At 34.0% G+C, this 17,620-nt stretch carries 14 protein-coding genes; 7 read left to right on the top strand and 7 right to left on the bottom strand.

Going from position 1 to position 17,620, the window contains the following annotated elements; translation table 11 throughout:
• Position 1: 1 nt before the first annotated feature.
• The gene (locus tag ACVC43_RS02075; protein ID WP_452222909.1) at positions 2 to 1,111 is read left to right on the top strand and encodes an adenylate kinase; all 1,110 of its coding nucleotides are present in this window, start codon (positions 2 to 4) and stop codon (positions 1,109 to 1,111) included.
• A gap of 96 nt (positions 1,112 to 1,207) precedes the next feature.
• On the top strand, positions 1,208 to 2,206 hold the full coding sequence (obgE, locus tag ACVC43_RS02070) for a GTPase ObgE (RefSeq protein WP_452222908.1): 999 nt from the start codon (positions 1,208 to 1,210) through the stop codon (positions 2,204 to 2,206).
• Here the strand turns inward: obgE and ACVC43_RS02065 are convergent.
• Genes ACVC43_RS02065 through ACVC43_RS02055 form a run of 3 tightly spaced genes read right to left on the bottom strand, consistent with a single transcriptional unit; the run spans position 2,203 to position 4,212 of the window.
• Positions 2,203 to 3,294: an alpha/beta hydrolase family protein gene (locus ACVC43_RS02065; RefSeq protein WP_452222907.1), complete on the bottom strand. Its 1,092-nt coding sequence runs from the start codon at positions 3,292 to 3,294 to the stop codon at positions 2,203 to 2,205. The genes obgE and ACVC43_RS02065 overlap by 4 nt on opposite strands.
• 11 nt (positions 3,295 to 3,305) lie before the next feature.
• Positions 3,306 to 3,953, bottom strand: a complete 648-nt coding sequence (locus ACVC43_RS02060; RefSeq protein WP_452222906.1) for an SdpI family protein — start codon at positions 3,951 to 3,953, stop codon at positions 3,306 to 3,308.
• 4 nt (positions 3,954 to 3,957) lie between these two features.
• Positions 3,958 to 4,212 (bottom strand): autorepressor SdpR family transcription factor, encoded by a 255-nt coding sequence (locus ACVC43_RS02055; RefSeq protein WP_452222905.1) that lies wholly within the window; start codon positions 4,210 to 4,212, stop codon positions 3,958 to 3,960.
• Positions 4,213 to 4,326: 114 nt separating this feature from the next.
• On the opposite strand from ACVC43_RS02055, the gene ACVC43_RS02050 reads away from it, so the two are divergent.
• Together ACVC43_RS02050 and ACVC43_RS02045 are read left to right on the top strand one after the other, a co-directional pair.
• On the top strand, positions 4,327 to 4,848 hold the full coding sequence (locus ACVC43_RS02050) for a DUF4136 domain-containing protein (protein ID WP_452222904.1): 522 nt from the start codon (positions 4,327 to 4,329) through the stop codon (positions 4,846 to 4,848).
• Positions 4,849 to 4,874: 26 nt separating this feature from the next.
• A complete protein-coding gene (locus ACVC43_RS02045) occupies positions 4,875 to 5,600 on the top strand; it encodes an SDR family oxidoreductase (RefSeq protein WP_452222903.1) in 726 nt (241 codons plus the stop codon).
• Positions 5,601 to 5,719: 119 nt separating this feature from the next.
• On the opposite strand, the gene ACVC43_RS02040 is transcribed toward ACVC43_RS02045, so the two are convergent.
• Positions 5,720 to 12,310 (bottom strand): alpha-2-macroglobulin family protein, encoded by a 6,591-nt coding sequence (locus tag ACVC43_RS02040; RefSeq protein WP_452222902.1) that lies wholly within the window; start codon positions 12,308 to 12,310, stop codon positions 5,720 to 5,722.
• 175 nt (positions 12,311 to 12,485) lie between these two features.
• Here ACVC43_RS02040 and ACVC43_RS02035 point away from each other — a divergent pair, with 175 nt between their 5' ends.
• From ACVC43_RS02035 to ACVC43_RS02025, 3 genes are all read left to right on the top strand, one after another.
• Complete coding sequence (locus ACVC43_RS02035; protein ID WP_452222901.1) at positions 12,486 to 13,442, top strand: tetratricopeptide repeat protein; 957 nt, start codon at positions 12,486 to 12,488, stop codon at positions 13,440 to 13,442.
• Positions 13,443 to 13,699: 257 nt separating this feature from the next.
• On the top strand, positions 13,700 to 15,055 hold the full coding sequence (locus ACVC43_RS02030; RefSeq protein WP_452222900.1) for a UDP-N-acetylmuramate--L-alanine ligase: 1,356 nt from the start codon (positions 13,700 to 13,702) through the stop codon (positions 15,053 to 15,055).
• Positions 15,056 to 15,244: 189 nt separating this feature from the next.
• A complete protein-coding gene (locus ACVC43_RS02025; RefSeq protein WP_452222899.1) occupies positions 15,245 to 15,892 on the top strand; it encodes a hypothetical protein in 648 nt (215 codons plus the stop codon).
• A 32-nt stretch (positions 15,893 to 15,924) separates the two neighbouring features.
• On the opposite strand, the gene ACVC43_RS02020 is transcribed toward ACVC43_RS02025, so the two are convergent.
• From ACVC43_RS02020 to ACVC43_RS02010, 3 genes are read right to left on the bottom strand one after another with little or no spacing between them, the layout of a single operon-like run.
• Positions 15,925 to 16,497, bottom strand: a complete 573-nt coding sequence (locus ACVC43_RS02020) for an outer membrane beta-barrel protein (RefSeq protein ID WP_452222898.1) — start codon at positions 16,495 to 16,497, stop codon at positions 15,925 to 15,927.
• Between the two features lie 55 nt (positions 16,498 to 16,552).
• Positions 16,553 to 17,146, bottom strand: a complete 594-nt coding sequence (locus ACVC43_RS02015; protein ID WP_452222897.1) for an FMN-binding negative transcriptional regulator — start codon at positions 17,144 to 17,146, stop codon at positions 16,553 to 16,555.
• Positions 17,143 to 17,586, bottom strand: coding sequence for a DUF1569 domain-containing protein (locus ACVC43_RS02010; protein WP_452222896.1), 444 nt, complete (start codon positions 17,584 to 17,586; stop codon positions 17,143 to 17,145). The genes ACVC43_RS02015 and ACVC43_RS02010 overlap by 4 nt, the downstream gene beginning before the upstream one ends.
• Positions 17,587 to 17,620 lie beyond the last annotated feature (34 nt).

Below are 17,620 nucleotides of genomic sequence, written 5' to 3'. Positions count from 1 at the left end.
AATGATTAAGCTACACGACAAATATTTTAAGCCATTTATTTCTGCTAAAGAAATAGATGACGCTGTAACTAAATTGGCCCAAGATGTTGCTAAAGATTTAGGAGACGAAATTCCAGTTTTTATTGGTATTTTAAACGGTTCGTTTATGTTAGCCAGCGATTTTGTAAAAAAATATCCTAAACCTTGTGAGGTTACTTTTATTAAGTTAGCATCTTACGAAGGCGTTAAATCCTCAGAAGATATACAACGCTTAATCGGGTTAACACAAGATTTAACTGGTAGAACAGTTGTTATTCTTGAAGACATTATCGACACAGGAAAAACGCTTCACGAAGTACACAGAATATTTAAAAATGAAGGTGTAAAACAATTGCTTATTGCGACTTTGTTTTACAAACCAGAAGCTTATAAAAAAGATTTTAAACTACATTATGTTGGTATAGAAATCCCTAATAAATTTATAGTTGGCTACGGTTTAGATTATAATGGATTGGGAAGAGATTTACCAGAAGTATATCAAATTAAAACAACACAACACATGACTAATTTAGTATTATTTGGTCCTCCAGGAGCAGGTAAAGGCACGCAGGCTAATTTTTTAAAAGAGAAATATAATTTAGTTCACATTTCTACAGGAGATGTGTTTAGATTTAATATTAAAAATGAAACCGCTTTAGGAACATTGGCAAAATCCTTTATGGACAAAGGAGAATTGGTGCCAGATCAAGTAACTATCGACATGCTTAATGCTGAAGTTGAAAAAAATGCAGGAGCCAAAGGTTTTATTTTTGATGGATTTCCAAGAACCAATGCACAAGCCGAAGCTTTAGATGCCCTTATGGAGAGTAAAGATTCGCAAATTAATGCGATGATTGCGCTTGAGGTTGACGACGAAATTTTAGTTAAAAGACTTCTTGAACGCGGAAAATCGAGTGGAAGACCAGACGATGCCAACGAAACCGTAATTAGAAACCGTATTAAAGAATATTACACTAAAACAGCGGTGTTAAAAAACTATTACTCAGCTCAGGATAAATATTTTGGTGTAGATGGTGTTGGTAAAGTTGAAGCAATTACCGAGCGTTTATGTAACACTATAGACGCCTTGTAAAAATTGCTGAAAAAATTAAAAATTGAAATATAAAACTGAGTAAGTCTGAGAGTGAATAGCTTTTTAACTTTTTACTCTAAACTCTTAACTTAGAATATGACTGAAGGAAATTTTGTTGACTACGTAAAAATGCATGTTACCTCTGGAAAGGGAGGGAAAGGCTCTACGCATTTGCATCGTGAAAAATACCTTGCTAAAGGTGGTCCGGATGGTGGTGATGGTGGACGAGGCGGACACGTTATACTTAAAGGAAACTCTAACCTTTGGACATTGTTGCATTTAAAGTTTAAGCGCCACATTCGTGCAGGTCACGGAGGTAATGGCAGTAGCGGAAGAAGTACAGGAGCCGATGGTGAAGATATGTATGTAGAAGTGCCTCTTGGAACCGTTGTACGCGATACAGAAACTAATAATGTACTTTTTGAAATCACCGAAGATGGTGAGGAGCGAATAATAGCTGAAGGTGGAAAAGGAGGTCGCGGTAACTGGCATTTTAAAAGTTCTACTAACCAAACACCACGTTACGCGCAGCCTGGAATTCCTATGGAAGAAAAGGATATTACTTTAGAACTTAAAGTGCTGGCAGATGTTGGGTTAGTGGGTTTTCCAAATGCAGGAAAATCGACATTACTTTCTGTGGTAACTTCTGCAAAACCAAAGATTGCCGATTATGAGTTTACAACTTTAAAGCCAAATTTAGGTATTGTTAAATATCGAGATTTTCAAACCTTTGTTATGGCAGATATTCCTGGAATTATAGAGGGAGCTGCAGAAGGAAAAGGACTTGGATACTATTTTTTACGCCACATAGAACGTAACTCTATTCTATTATTTTTAATTCCTGCCGATGCGCCAGATATTAAAAAGCAATACGATATTTTACTGGACGAACTACGTCGCTATAATCCAGAAATGCTGGATAAAGAACGCATAATTGCTATTTCAAAATGCGACATGTTAGACGATGAATTAAAAGCAGAGTTAAAAGTAGAACTTGATAACGAGTTACCAATTCCGTATTTATTTATTTCATCGGTTGCGCAACAAGGGCTAACAGAACTTAAAGATATGCTTTGGAAATCGCTTAACGCTTAAAAACGTTTTAAAATCCAATCTTTTATAACAGCTAATGCTATTGGAGAAAACGTTTCTTCAATAGTAGCATATTCCTGGGCAGCTCCAGTTTCGGCAGTTTGAAATAAATGGTTTAAGCCTTCTAATTTTTTAATTGTATAATCTTTGTTGCCTCCTTTTTCTAAAGCAGACTCTATAGCGTTTAAATTTAAATCTGCTAAAACTTGAAAGTCTTTACTTCCGTTTATGGCAAGCACAGGACATTCTGTTTGCTCTAAATACACTTGTGGATTTGTTTTAATAAACGTTTGTAGCCAAGCCGATTTAATCGCATTGGATTGTTGTTCTATAAATTCGTCCGTAATTAATGGAGCGTATTGAGCTGTAGGATTATCGGCTTTATATTTTTTTAATTCTGAAGAGATTTCAGCTTTAATACTTTCAAAATCATCATTATTTTGTACAGCACCATATATAATATTAGTTAATTTTTCATTTTCATCCAATGCTACTTTTGGTGCTCCAGCTAATTCTGCTGCACGTCGCGTTTGCGTTTCTAAAATAACTTTTCCATCTACACCAGTGCCTGCCAATAAAACAATGTAGGCAACATCTTTATTGTTAGATGCTACAATTGGTGCAATTAATCCGCCTTCGCTATGTCCTATTAAACCAATTTTTGAAGCATCAATATTCTTTCTGGTTTTTAAATAAGCAACAGCAGCTTCTGCATCTGTAGCAAAGTCTAAAGTTGTTGCAGACATAAAATCGCCTTTAGATTTTGCTGTACCACGATCATCGTACCTTAAAACGGCAATACCGTTATTGGTAAGATAATCTGCTAAAACGAGAAACGGTTTATGTCCAGCCAAGGCTTCGTTTCTATCTTGCGGACCAGAACCACTTATTAATATGGCAACGGTAGGTTTTTTAATATTGTTAGGTAAGGTTAACGTTCCAGAAAGTTCAATATTATTAGCCTTAGTATTTAAGAACGTGACGTCTTCTGTGGTGTAATTAAAAGGTTCTTTAGGCTCTTGTGGTCTGTTTTGAGCATTAATAATAAAAATGTTAATCAGGACTAAGATGATGGTTATATTGCGTTTCATAACTTCAGATTTTAATTTTGTGTTTTCAGTTTTTTAAATACTATGTAAGAATAAATAATAGGAATTATAGCTATAAGGGTTGAGATAATTATAAAAACAGTCATGTTAAGTTTTGGTTCTAATATAAAACCCAAAAGAATAATTAATAAGCCGCCAAAAAACCAATACTTACCTCCAAGTTTGTGTGTTTTTTTCCAAACAGTTTCGTTTTCCAACGTCCAAGGTGTACGAATACCTATAAAATAATTGGCCTTTATTGTTTTCATATAATTTCCTAAAATAACAAATAACAACCCTATAAGCATTGTAACCATATTAGGGTTTGTTAAATCCTGATATTTAGAGCTATAAATAATGAAAAGTGCTAAAACAGACATAAAAAGCGTAAGCAGTAATTTAATATTATAAAACTTTTTGCTGTTAGCCTCTATCTTTTGTTTAGGATCGATTTTAGGTACAAGACTTAATATTATGTAAATTAACAAGGGTAAAACAATAGGAATTATTAACAATGTACTTTTGCTTCCCCAACCGTCTATTTCTCCGCTTGCATTCCAGTGTATTGGTACTTGATCTGGTAAATCGCTCCAGATATAAGCTAAGTAAATAAACGGAATTAAGATTATTAATACTATTGGTAGTTCTTTTTTAAACGACATAATTTTATTTTTTTAAGGTGATTATCCATTGCAGTACATCTTCTAAAATACTTGTGTTTAAAGAATACTCTACAAATTGTCCTTTTTTTTCACTGCTTACTAAATCGGCTCTTCTTAAAATATCTAAATGATGCGAAATACTGGGTTTCGATATATTAAAAGCATCGGCAATTTCTCCGGCAGTTCTGTCTTTTTCTTTTAGTAATTCTAAAATTTGCCTTCGGGTATCGTCATTTAACGCTTTAAATAAAAGATTCATTCATTTAGGTATTTAGACAAATATCTAAATATTATTTCATTTTTCAAAATAAGAATTGATTTTTACACCATAAAAAGGCAGGATTTTTGATTAACTTTAAACAAAAAAATAACTATGAAAGTATTTCAAATTTTAATTATTGCATTGGTGCTCTCATCATGCGCGCCAATTTATGTGACTCACGATTACGAGAAAGCTACTAATTTTAACAACTATAAAACTTATAATTTTTTTAGCGATATAAATTCGGGTTTAAACGAATTAGATGAAAACCGCTTAATGGCTGCATTAGAAACTAAACTTAATGCTATGGGTTTACAAAAATCTGACAATGCCAGTTTTTTAATCGATATTAAAAGCGACGAGCGTTTAGAAAACCAAAGAAACACCGTTGGAGTAGGACTTGGTGGAGGAAATCGTGGTTTAGGTGGTGGAATTTCGGTTGGGATTCCTGTTGGGCAAGCCAATATAAACAGACGTATTATAGTTGAGTTTGTAGACGATACTAAAACAGGGTTATTCTGGCAAGCCATAAGTGAAAGCGGATTTAAACCAAACGAAAAACCCGAAAAAAGAGAAGCGCGTTTTGCTGCGATAGTAGAAAAAATGCTTGAAGGGTATCCACCAGAGCAATAAATATTATTTAACCATTTAATAAATTTATGAAAGATATAAGCAATAAAGTAGCCCTCATTACTGGAGGGTCTAAAGGCATAGGATTTGGTTGCGCAAAGGCATTAATGTCTCAAGGCATTCATGTGGCAGTCACGAGCAGAAGTCAATCTTCGGCAGATGATGCAGCCAAAAATTTAAATAAAAGTTGTACTACAAAGGCGAAAGCTTTGGGTATTAAAGCAGATGTTAGAAATCTTGAAAGCCAGCAAGCTGCAGTTAAGAAGGTAATTGAGTCTTATGGTCAATTAGATATAGTGGTCGCTAATGCAGGTATTGGACACTTTGGTAGCATTGAAGATTTAACTGCTTCGCAGTGGAACGATGTTATAGATACCAATTTAACAGGTGTTTTTAATTCTATTAAAGCGAGTGTAAAGGCGTTAAAGGCATCCAAAGGCTATTATATAACCATTTCAAGTTTGGCTGGAGCTAATTTTTTTGCTGGAGGCGCTGCCTATAATGCAAGTAAATTTGGAGTTACAGGTTTTACGCAAGCAGTCATGTTAGATTTACGTAAACATGATATTAAAGTAAGCACTATAATGCCTGGTTCTGTAGCAACAGAATTTAATGGAAACGAACCAGGAGACAAAGACTCTTGGAAAATACAAATAGAAGATATTGGCGAGTTGGTAGTCGATTTAATAAAAATGAATCCAAGAACTTTACCAAGTAAAATTGAAGTAAGGCCAACGATGCCACCAAGCAAATAATTAGTTAAATTTCTATATATAAAAAAGCTAAAATGAGAATTCTTCATTTTAGCTTTTTTAGTTCTAATGTAATACTATGAGATTACTTGTTGATAGCTATCAGGATTCAAAAGCAGTAGTTACTCCACAGTTATTCTTGTGCCTTCACTATGGCTACTAAACTCTGGAGCATACATACTTTGTATGGTTGTTATCCCATTACTCATATTTCCTGCATTACTCACACGTAAATCGTATTCAAAAACGTAAATACCTTTTGGTAAATAGTCGAAAAAGAAGTTGGTCGATGCATCTTTTGTTGCTTCATAATAACCTAAACCATCTTGATATTTATATCGCGATAATACGTTTACAGGTTCTAATCCTGCAGCTCGCATGTCTTTCATGTGTACAAATTCCATAGCACGATCGCTTCGTAACTCTATGCGTACTCTTACTAAATCGCCAACTTCTAATTTAGTGTCTTTGGTAATATCTGTTATTACTTCACCTTTATCTGTATTTGTTTTTTTAAAGAGCTTTTTCTTCAATTTCAAAGGTGTTTCAGCTGAGGTAATTTTATCTAAATCCTCAAAATATTGCCAGTACAGGCTTCCCCAAGCAATTCCATTTCCTTTTTTGGTGATTTTTACATCTGCCATGTTAGGTGTAATTTCTGCACCTGTCCAGCTTGTTTTATAATAACCCGTTCCTGCTTCTACTTTTACGTCTTCTAATTTCGATGGTGAAATAGGTTGGTCTCCAACAATTACTTCTACCATGTCTGTAACACTTCGACCATGCTCAGTGGAGCCACTCAACCAATCGCTACCTTGTAATAATAAGGCGTACACAGCTTTGGTTGTTGCTTTCGTGGTTTTCCAGCTATTGGTTTGCTTGTTTTTAAGTAACCAGATTTTAAGCTCGTCTATGGTTTCTACATTCTTTGCTTTGGTTTGTATGGTTGTTCCAGCTTCAGCGAAAGCTTCAATCATTAAGGCTTGCGTTTCTATTGGTGCTTGATACCAATACCACGAGCTGGTGTTTGCTTTCCAATACATGCCTAATTCTTCACTTGTAATACTTGTTTCTTTTAGTGAGTTTAAAATTTTAGCAGTAGTCGCAGCGTCATTCATTCTATGGGTTACTAAAGCCATCATCCCTTTAGAATATAACGAGCGCTTTAACCAGTAATTTTTAATTTGAGAATGGTAATAATCCATAATCTCACGAGCTTCTTTACTTGGCTTATTTTCTGGGAAGAAACTACGCATATACAAATAATGTAATTGCGTATAGCTTAAACGGTCGGTGTTTAAATCGGCATTTTTGTCGTATTTTCTAATGTCTTTATATTCTTGAATAAATTCGGCATCTAAATAATTTAGTGCTTTGTTTATCATAGAAGTTTCACCTTCAGTTTGAATAACTTCCAACTTTTTTAAATGCCCAAAACCAGTAATTATATGCTGTGTGATAAAACGATTAGCACGATAATCGCCAAACCAAGACCAGGCACCATTAGACATCTGGTTTTGTTTTAATTTGTTTTTAGCGCGTGTTAATTCGTTATTCATTTTATTTAAATCGAATAACAACGCAATGCGTTTTTTCTGTTCGGTTTCACTTTGTGCATCGCGTAACCAAGGTGTTTCTTGAATTAAAATAGATTTTAATTCTTCATTTTTCTCCAAATTACTTAGTAAAGCATCTGTATTTTTCCATTGGTTAAAAACTTCTTGAATTCTTGGGTTTGAATTCGCAATGTGGCTCGCTAACGCATTTGCATAAAATCGCGAGAAGGTTTGCTCGTTACACTCGTAAGGGTATTCCATTAAATAAGGTAAAGCTTGTACTGCATACCAAGCTGGATTACTAGTCATCTCTAAGGTTAGCTTATGGTTTTTAAGTGTTGTAGATGTGTTTGTTTTAAGCTTATCTAAAGTGAAGGTTTTTGTTTGATTGCTCCTAATCCACATTGGCAAACTCTCTGTCACTAACATTCTATTGGTTAAGACAGGTAACGCATTTTGTTCACCATCGCTGTAATCTCCAGATTTTGCTATTATTTTATACTGAACAGCTTGCACATCGTCCGAAACATTTAAACTCCAAGTAACACTTGTGTTGCCTTTTGCATCAACACTGAAACCTAAATTGTTATTAGCGTTTGATAATTTATTATCAATCGGTTCTCCTGTCAAGGCATCAAACAACTGAAGCACTGCAACACCTTGTAATGCTTTATCTGTAAGATTTGCAATTTTAGTCGAAATTTTAATTTGATCACCTTGACGTAAAAAACGTGGTACATTTGGTAACACCATTAATTCTTTTTGGGTAACAGTAGTTAAGGATGTTGTAGCATGTTCTAAAGTTTTAGTATGTGCCAACAATTGTAGCTTCCATTTGGTTAAAGCTTCTGGTGTTGTAAAACTAAACGACACATTACCATTATTATCTGTTTCTAACTGAGGAAAGAAAAACGCCGTTTCTTGAAGGTTTTTACGGATTTTTACGTTGCTGAAATTTGCATCTGGATTATTAGATGTGATAACAACTATAACTCCATTTGCTCCTTGAGAACCGTATAATGCAGTTCCTTCAGCTCCTTTTAGAACTTCAACAGAAATAATATTATTTGGGTTTAAAGACTCTAATATTTCATTTGTAGAAATTTTACCATCAATAACTACTAAGGCGTTTTTATTTCCAGAAATTGAACGATTACCTCTTAAGACAATTCTTGTATCACCAGAAACACCATTAGGGTTTTGTGAGATTGTTAAACCTGAAACTTTGCCAGATAGACTGTTTACAATGGTAGCATCTTGTAAAGATTCTTTTTCTTCTTGATAAACTGTTGTAGGAGCATCAGATTTTCTTTTTATACCTAGATCTGTAACAACAACTTGACCTAAAGTATTATTATTAAAATAAATTTTCAAACTATTTCCTTTATCTATAATGATTGATTTCTCAGAACCAACGTAGCGTAGTGTTATTTTATCACCAAATTTAGCATCTATAGTAAAATAACCATTTGAATCTGTTGTAATAACTTTCGTACTGTTGTTGAGAGTGATGTTTACTCCTTGAATAGGCTGATTTCCTCCATCATAAACATAACCAACTACAGTTCCTCCTTTAATATCTTTATCATAAGTACTGATGCTTCTCTGTTGTCTTAATTTTTGAAGATACTGTTGGTACATCCATTTGTTATTCAAATCAAAACCAAACCAGTTTAACTGGTCGTATTGTTGCGGGCTTGGATAGTTTTTATACGAGGCATCTCTATTTACATTGAAATTAGTATTCCCAAAACTTTTATGTGCATTACGTCTAAAATTTGAGTAATACATTGAGCGATAAATAGGGTTAAAACTCCAGTTGTGAGGTTTAAACTCATCTAAAGAGGCATCGTACATGCTTGCTAATAACTCGGCAGTCACTTTATCGCCTTTTGGTCCTTTTATTTTAAATTTCCAAGTTTCATCGGTTCCAGGTTGTAGTTTGTCTCTAAAGGTTTGTGTTTCTATTTCTAAATCGGTTTTAGGATAAGGCACATTAATTCTAACCGTATTACCATGAAAACTATTAAACGCTGCAAAACTGTAATGCACCACAAAACCACCAAGATCTTTTTCTGTTACAGGTATTTTAATTGTTTTTTTGTTTCGGTTTAATTGTACCATGTAGCTATTAATAATCTCGTGATCTTTCTCAATATCTACCGTTACTACAATATCCTCTGCCGCAGTTGCTAAGGTTAATTCTACAGTATCGTTGGTGGTATATTCCTGCTTATCTGTAGTAATACGAAACAACTGGTTGTCTGCCAAAACAGTATCATTTTCACTATACAGCCTTGTTTTTGCTTCATCTTTTACCTCCTGACCAAATTTATCTTTCGTTTCTAGTAAAACAATGTATTCGCCAGATTCCCATTTTTTAATGTTGCCTAATGCAATTTCCTTAGATTTTTCGGTATCAAACTTTTTATCGAAAACGAGTTCACCTTTTTCCCAGTTTTCAGATTGATGTTCATTTGTATACGCATCATGCGGGAAACGTTGTTTAAATTCTGTTTCAGTGAAGTTTTTATAATCTGGCGCTTGCCAAGGTCGTGGACGCAACACCTGCTCAGGCGCTTTAAGCTTATATATTTTTAATGTGCCTTTTGCAGGAACAAACTCTCCATTTAAATTGCGCGTATCTATAGTAATTTTGTGGTCTTTATTTGTTTTGTCTAAACTGTTATCTACAGTTATACTTGCTGTTAAAGCATGGTATCCAACATTAACAATGGTTGTTGTGCTTCGTGTTTCGCCATTAATATCTGTAACATCTGCAGTGACTTCATATTTAAAAACAGGCAAGCCTTTTTTATCTACAGTTTCGTCTGGAATGGCTTTAAAAGTAATCTCGTAATTCCCAGCTGCATCTGTTGTAGTTTCACCTTGTACGATTTCCTGACCCTGATCTTGAAATGCCGGACGACTCCAATAATACCAACGTGGATATTGCACATTACGTTTAACACGATAACTTACCTTAGCATCACTAATGGTTGAGCCAGCAAAAGCCAAGGCTTCACCTTTTACGGTAACACTATCATTCACTTTTATAGTTTCGGTAATGGGTTTAAAATTGGTTTCGAATTTAGGGCGTTTATATTCTTCAACCGAAATAGAAGTATAACCGCTTAAATTATAACTGCCGCTTAAAACCATGCTAAAACTACCTGTTAAACCACCATTTGGAAGTATAAACTCTCCAGCAACAGAGCCATAATCGTTAGTTTTTAATTGTAAAGATTTTACTTTTTCGCCATTTACATTGTTTAACACAACCGTAACCGTTTGGTTTGCTATTACTTCAGATTTGTTATCCTTAGTTTTTATAGCAATACCTTTAAAATAAACGGTTTGTCCTGGTCTGTAAATGCTTCTGTCTGTAAACAGAAAAGCATTGCGTCTGTCGTTATTATTATCGTTATAATGGTTTCTGTAATAACTATTTATATACAAGTTATTAAAGTAAGCCACGTCATTATTAGCTGTAATTTTTATGTTGGCATTGTTTCTCCTTTTTCGGGATTTGGTGATACTTAATTTCCCTTTAGAATCTGTAGTTGTATTAACAATCTCAACCTCTTCGTTTCCATAAGTGTATTCTATGTTCACCTTAGCATTAGCAAAAGGTTCACCATTATTTCTATTTATAAACTGAAGGTGTTTTTTATCGGCATCGTCATGCTCTAACATGGCAATATTTGTAATTTGAACAAGCGTGTGTGCTTTAAAATTATTTTCTAAAGCCGAAGAATTAGCCGTAATAATATAGCGACCATTATCCAGCTTAGGCATTAAAATTTCGGTAGTGTGAATTTGAAAATCTTTTTCATTTTTAAGTGAAGCATCCCAGCTTTTTACAGCATCTAATTTGGCTATAAAAGCTTCCTGTTCATCGCGTCTGTAAGTTTTGGTAAAGGTATTGTATTGCTTTTCGGTTAATTTGTAAGCCGATAAATTAAGCGCATTCAATTCCTTGTAAGTCACCAATAAACGTGCTTCGGTTTGTATAGGAAGCATGCTTTCTGTTATAATCTGTAAACTTGGGTTTTCCAGATGATGTTTTAAAACACGACATTGTTCTGCACCTTTACTGTCTGGAAATTTTGCAATTGTTGCATCGCAAATGGTAATGGCTTCTTTAATTTTCCAGCGCACATCAGGATTTGTTTCAGCATTGTATGTAGCACCTTGAGTACTATATATAGAAGCTAACTTAAAATTATATAAAGCAGAAACGTCGTGCGATTGGTGTGCTTCAATTTCAACTTTAAGTGCATTAATATAAACAGCATCTTTATCGTTAAAAATAGCATGTTGTTTAACAAAATCTAAACGCTCGATATTAACATCGGCAAGCGCATAAGGTTCTTTGTCTTTTAAATGAAACTTTATTAATTCCTGGTATAATTTTAGGGCATTCAATTCTAATGATGAAGTGTCCTTTGAGACTATTCTTAAATTGGCATAAGTTTTTGAAGGCGCTAAATAATTAGCATCATCTATTAAAAATTTATAGGCAGGTTTGGTAATACGGCTTTCCTGATGCTTGTAAAAAATTAGTGCATTATGCGCTAAAAAATCGAACAACGTTGGACGGTAAATTCTCGAATCCTTTTGTTTGTTAATAATAACATCAAAGTCATCTAAATTGCTTTGCTGTAATATTAAGCCATTATTGAGTGAATTTTTATAATGTAAATGCACCTCTTCGAATAGCGTTTCTAAATCCCAGGTTCTAAAATCTTCCGCATCTACTTTTTCGTTGGTTTGCGTTCTATTATAAAATTTCCAACGGTTTTGCTGAAAATATTGCCAGTATAACGTTGCCAGAATATTCTCTAACACATTTTTGGTTGGCACCTCACTCTTTTTAATTTCAGCTTTAAAAGCGTTAATAATGCTAAGTTGCGCATCCTCTTCGAGCGTAAGCATAAATTTGCTTTTAAACAGCATTACTTTAATGAGTTGCGGCGAATTGTTTTCGGCTTTTGCCTGTTTCTCAATAGTTTCTACAATCTCCAATGCCGATTTTGGCAAACCTTTAACCTCAAGGTTTTCTACCTCACTCCACAATTTGGAATAGTTGTTGTTTTGAGAGAGTGATGTATTAGCAAAAAGAATAATCATTAATAGGGTAACTAATTTGTTCATTGTATCGATTTTTTAAAGCAATGTACTTGCAACGCTTAAATTACCAAACACTAAATACGTGAAGTAAGCGTTTGAATGAGTGAACTAAGCTTTTTTAAAAGTAACTCTTTTATTTTCGTTTTTAAAATCAAAAACAATACCATTAGATTGTTATTTTTGCCTTAACTTAAAAATTATGAAGAAGATTTTATTTGTTTTATTGCTGTCACCTCTGTTTTTATTGGGCCAGTCGGCTGTTTCTGAAGCCAAAATCATGATAGACAATAAACAGTTTTCTAAAGCAGAAAAACATCTTATTTCTTTTGTAGATAAAAATCCAAAGGATATTAAAGCGATAGAATTATTAGGCGATGCGTATGGACACCAGAAAAAGTGGGATGAAGCAGCGACTCATTACAAAAAAATAATAGATGCCAAACCAAGCGAAGCCAATTACCATTATAAATATGGAGGTGCTTTAGGTATGAAGGCGCTATCTATTAGTAAAATCAAAGCTTTAGGTATTATAGGTGATGTTAAACAGGCATTTTTAAAAGCTGCAGAATTAGACCCTAAACATATAGATACACGTTGGGCTTTAGTAGAATTATATATGCAATTACCAGGTATTGTTGGTGGCAGTAAAAGCAAAAGTTTAAAGTATGCGAATGAGTTAGAAGCGCTATCTAAAGTAGATGGCTACTTAGCCAAAGGCTATATTTACGAATATGACGACGAGCCGGAATTAGCCGAAACATTCTACAAAAAAGCCATTAAAGAAGGCGGTTCGATAACATGTTACGATAAGTTAACCAAACTCTACGAAAAGGAAGGCAAAAGCGAGGAAGCCATTGCGACGCTGGAAGCATCTAATGTTAAGCACAAACGTAATGCTATGCATTACCAAATAGGTAAAGTGTGTGCAGATTATAACGTACAGCTTGAAAAAGGAGAGTTTTGCCTAAAAGTATATTTAGAAAATTATAGCGCCAAAGATGGTGTGCCAAAGGCTTGGGCTTATTACAGATTGGCACAAATTAATAAGCATAAAAACGATAAAACTGAAGCGCTTAAATGGATTGATAAAGCGATTACTGATTTACCAAAAATTGAGGTTTTTAAAGAAGAAAAAGCTATTATTTCTAATTTGTAGTTTTTTTATAGTTTGCATGCATATTGTATTCACTACTATTTAAAATTGCTATGCTTTTTTAGGCAAACCATCCGAATTAATTTTCAATAAATTCACCTTTCTTTAACTAAAGGAAGGAGCCGAAACTTATATTTAGTTTTTTGTATTCGTCGTGTTCTTCAGAATCTTCGTGGCATATAAAGATTAGTGAAAGTTAGTGAAATTCGTGTCAGAATTAAATCCAATACTTATATTTACTTTTTATTCAGAAAAACTCTATGAACGTACATTTTATAGCCATTGGAGGCAGTGCTATGCATAATCTTGCATTAGCTTTACACAATAAAGGATATCAAGTAACGGGAAGTGACGATACAATATTCGAGCCTTCAAAATCACGATTAGAAGCAAAAGGGTTGTTACCAGAATCTTTTGGTTGGTTCCCAGAGAAAATTACTTCAAATTTAGATGCTATTGTTTTAGGTATGCATGCTAAAGCCGATAATCCTGAGCTTTTAAAAGCGCAAGAATTAGGCTTAAAAATATACAGTTACCCAGAGTTTTTATACGAGCAATCTAAACATAAAACCAGAGTGGTTATTGGCGGAAGTCACGGTAAAACAACCATTACTTCTATGATTTTGCATGTTATGCATTATCATGATCGTGATGTCGATTATATGGTTGGTGCGCAGTTAGAAGGGTTCGATGTTATGGTAAAACTAACCGAAGACAACGATTTTATAGTATTAGAAGGCGATGAGTATTTAAGTTCGCCAATAGATAGGCGTCCAAAATTTCATTTATACAAACCAAATATAGCTTTGTTAAGCGGCATTGCCTGGGATCATATTAACGTATTTCCTACTTTTGAAAATTATGTCGAGCAGTTTAGCATTTTTGTAGATTCTATTGTACAAGGCGGAAGTATTAATTACAACGAAGAAGATGCTGAGGTAAAACGCGTAGTGGAAGCAAGCGATAACCAAATTAGAAAAATCGCTTACCAAACACCAGAATACACGGTTGAAAATGGGCAAACGCTTCTTGAAACTCCAGAAGGGCCCTTGCCAATTGAAGTATTTGGGAAGCATAATCTTAATAATTTGGCTGGCGCGAAATGGATTTGCCAACATATGGGCATTGATGAAGACGATTTCTACGAGGCCATCTCAACATTTAAAGGCGCAAGTAAACGATTAGAGAAAATAGCCGAAAGTAAAAACAGCGTAGCTTATAAAGATTTTGCACACTCACCAAGCAAAGTTGAAGCCACAACAAATGCAGTAAAAGAGCAATATAAAAACCGAACGTTAATAGCCTGCTTGGAGTTACACACCTATAGTAGCCTAAATGCCGAATTTCTAAAAGAATATAAAGGCGCTTTGGATGCAGCAGATGTTGCAGTGGTTTTTTATTCTCCGCATGCAGTAGAAATTAAAAAACTGGAAGAAGTTACGCATGAGCAAATTGCCAACGCTTTCCAGCGTGACGATTTAATTATTTATACCAATCCAGAGGAATTTAAAGCGTTTTTATTTTCACAGGATTTCGATGATACAGCCTTATTGTTAATGAGTAGTGGTAATTATGGTGGTTTGGATTTTGAGGCTTTGAAGGGGTTGATTGGGTAGAGTTGTTTTATTTAGTTCAACATTTTACGGATGTTTTAAATTAGAAGTTAGACTAAAATATTACAACCTCAAAGCGCTTACAACAAAATAAAACCTCAAAAACACCGTTAATAATTTATAACACAACCAAACCATAGCATCTGGAAACACTACTACGTTTATATTAATCAATCTAAAAAAACCACTATTATGAAACGTATTCTTTTCTCTTTATGCATTATTGCATTTGCTTTGTCTTGTACTTCAGATAACGACACACAAGAACCAACACAACAACCACCAGAATCTAATTTTTATGCATTAACAGTTGGTAATGCTTGGGTGTACAAAAACTATAAGTATAACGTTAATATAGACACCTATGAAGAAACAAGTGTTATAGACTCTATAAGCATTGTTGGTACAGAAAATTTTAATGGCGAAACCTATTTTAAGTTTAGACGTCTTACCACAGGAAACCAAACAAACATAACCTTTTGCAATCCTAACGGAGAACATTTTGAATTTTTACGCGAAGTTGAAGGCGATTTAATAGATAATCAAGGCAACATAAAATTCACCAATAATGACTATAACGAAAGATTATTGTCTGAACAATCCTGGGGAAATATTATGGAAATTTTGGTTCACAATACAACAGATTTAACTGTAGAAGCTGGCATATTTACCTGTATAAATTCTGAGCGTTATGCGATATTTAGTGATGGTACGCCATCACCAAGCTTAGATCGCTTTTATTATTCAGATGGTATTGGCTTGGTATATGACACCACTTCTTTTGTAACAAGTGATATACCGAGTATTATAAGGCGGTTGGATGCGTATAGCATTCAATAGTTAAAAATAAAGTTAAAAGCTATTACTTTTAATTAGTTTAAAGGAAAATTAAAACCAATGGCTGCTGCACCAGAAAATTGCTCTGCCGAAGGATGAATAAAGTAGGTAAACTCAATTTCAAGACCATTGTTACGACCAATTCCTAACCCTATTGTTGCAGGAATATGTATTAAAATGCCGCTTATATCGAAATCTGTTCCAGGAATAAACGTTCTAAAAGACCCAATCGAGGTTCCAATTCCAGTTTCAATATATGGTGAAACCCATGGTATAGGAAATGTAAGCCTGCCTTTGGCTCCTAATAAAAAAGCGTTAGCAGTCACTTGGTAACCAGCATCATTTTCTGCTGTAAGTTCACTATCTGGTGAGGTAGAGATATAACCAGCATAAGGTCTTGCACTTAGCCATTTTGAAAATTTAAATACATATTCTCCCTGAATATAAAAACCAGAACCAGCAACATCTACTTCTTCAGAAGGATAACTGTAACCTAATCCTATAGACGCTTTAACAAACCGCTTTGTTTCTGTTTGTGCAGAAACAGAGTAAGTTAAAAGGATTAAAAAAAGACTTGTAAATAATTTATTTTGAAACGATAATAACATAAGTAATTTTTAGAGTGGCAAATATAATTTTTTGAATGGGCTTTCAAACTTAAAATTAAAAAATAGTATCTAAAAAACGCTTTATACTTTCTTTGTTAGTACGAATTAACTCTGCTCTGGCATTACTAATGTCTTTGGGATGTTTGTCTTGCGAGAGTTTAAATTTACCTTCCCAATGGGTAATATCAATTTCAAATAACTTTATATAGTTTAGGTTGGCCTCTAATCTTGAATTATCTGGTTCTAAAACGTATTTATGGTCTGGAGCTTCCAGAAACTCGGTCATGGTGATTAGGCTTTGTTTTAAGGCCTCGTTACTTTCAATACGCTTTACTTTACCTTTTAAATGTACACGAATATAATTCCAGGTTGGTAACTGCGTGGTGGTGTAAATACTTGGCGAAATATAGCATTGCGGACCGTAGAAAAGAATAGTTAAATCGTTATTGTCTTTTAGTAATTCGGTTTGTGGATTGTAAATATCAATGTGGCCAATAAGTTTGCCTTCTTCATTATAGATTAATGGCAAATGCGTAATTAATGGTTCGCCATCTTTAACCGAAATGATGGTGGCTAATGGATACGTTTTTATTACCTCGATTAAGTGAATTTTATTGTTGTCTTGGTGGTGTTTTGGTGGATATTTCATACACCAAATTGAGTTAAATGATGATCTAAATGCTTGTATTGCATTTTAGCCCATTGCTCATTAGTAAATGTTCCAAAAACGGGATGCGCTTGCCATGTATCTTTGTCCCTATTATCGTAAAGTTCATTGATAAGACTAACTAACACGGTTTTTTCTGTCTCGAAATCTTTGCTTTCTTCAACTTTAAAAACAGAAACAGTTGGCATGTTTTTACGATAAGGCTTATCGCTATAAAGTGATTTTTTAACAAATAGTTTAATAAGCCAGTTTGGTTTTAAGCCATAGTCTTTTTTTTGAAGCATTATATTTAGCGGTCCTTGACAATGATAGACCATTTGTCCTACGCTCATTTTTCCCCAATTTGGATGCGTGTTCTCATTAAGCTTATCTATTCGATTAAGTATTTCTTTATAGGCTTCAGAATTAAAAATAGATTTCATAAGTGCTTATTGATTTGTAATTTTAAAATTACGT

It is taken from the genome of Lacinutrix chionoecetis (assembly GCF_053604665.1).
This window is presented reverse-complemented; position numbering and strand designations above follow the sequence as displayed.

Bases quoted from the DNA above. Each gene is read 5' to 3' on its own strand.
- ACVC43_RS02010 (WP_452222896.1), bottom strand. From the start codon at position 17,586: ATGAAATCTATTTTTAATTCTGAAGCCTATAAAGAAATACTTAATCGA.
- ACVC43_RS02050 (WP_452222904.1), top strand. From the start codon at position 4,327: ATGAAAGTATTTCAAATTTTAATTATTGCATTGGTGCTCTCATCATGC.
- ACVC43_RS02055 (WP_452222905.1), bottom strand. From the start codon at position 4,212: ATGAATCTTTTATTTAAAGCGTTAAATGACGATACCCGAAGGCAAATT.
- ACVC43_RS02015 (WP_452222897.1), bottom strand. From the start codon at position 17,146: ATGAAATATCCACCAAAACACCACCAAGACAACAATAAAATTCACTTA.
- ACVC43_RS02045 (WP_452222903.1), top strand. From the start codon at position 4,875: ATGAAAGATATAAGCAATAAAGTAGCCCTCATTACTGGAGGGTCTAAA.
- ACVC43_RS02020 (WP_452222898.1), bottom strand. From the start codon at position 16,497: ATGTTATTATCGTTTCAAAATAAATTATTTACAAGTCTTTTTTTAATC.
- ACVC43_RS02075 (WP_452222909.1), top strand. From the start codon at position 2: ATGATTAAGCTACACGACAAATATTTTAAGCCATTTATTTCTGCTAAA.
- ACVC43_RS02025 (WP_452222899.1), top strand. From the start codon at position 15,245: ATGAAACGTATTCTTTTCTCTTTATGCATTATTGCATTTGCTTTGTCT.
- obgE (WP_452222908.1), top strand. From the start codon at position 1,208: ATGACTGAAGGAAATTTTGTTGACTACGTAAAAATGCATGTTACCTCT.
- ACVC43_RS02040 (WP_452222902.1), bottom strand. From the start codon at position 12,310: ATGAACAAATTAGTTACCCTATTAATGATTATTCTTTTTGCTAATACA.
- ACVC43_RS02030 (WP_452222900.1), top strand. From the start codon at position 13,700: ATGAACGTACATTTTATAGCCATTGGAGGCAGTGCTATGCATAATCTT.
- ACVC43_RS02065 (WP_452222907.1), bottom strand. From the start codon at position 3,294: ATGAAACGCAATATAACCATCATCTTAGTCCTGATTAACATTTTTATT.
- ACVC43_RS02035 (WP_452222901.1), top strand. From the start codon at position 12,486: ATGAAGAAGATTTTATTTGTTTTATTGCTGTCACCTCTGTTTTTATTG.
- ACVC43_RS02060 (WP_452222906.1), bottom strand. From the start codon at position 3,953: ATGTCGTTTAAAAAAGAACTACCAATAGTATTAATAATCTTAATTCCG.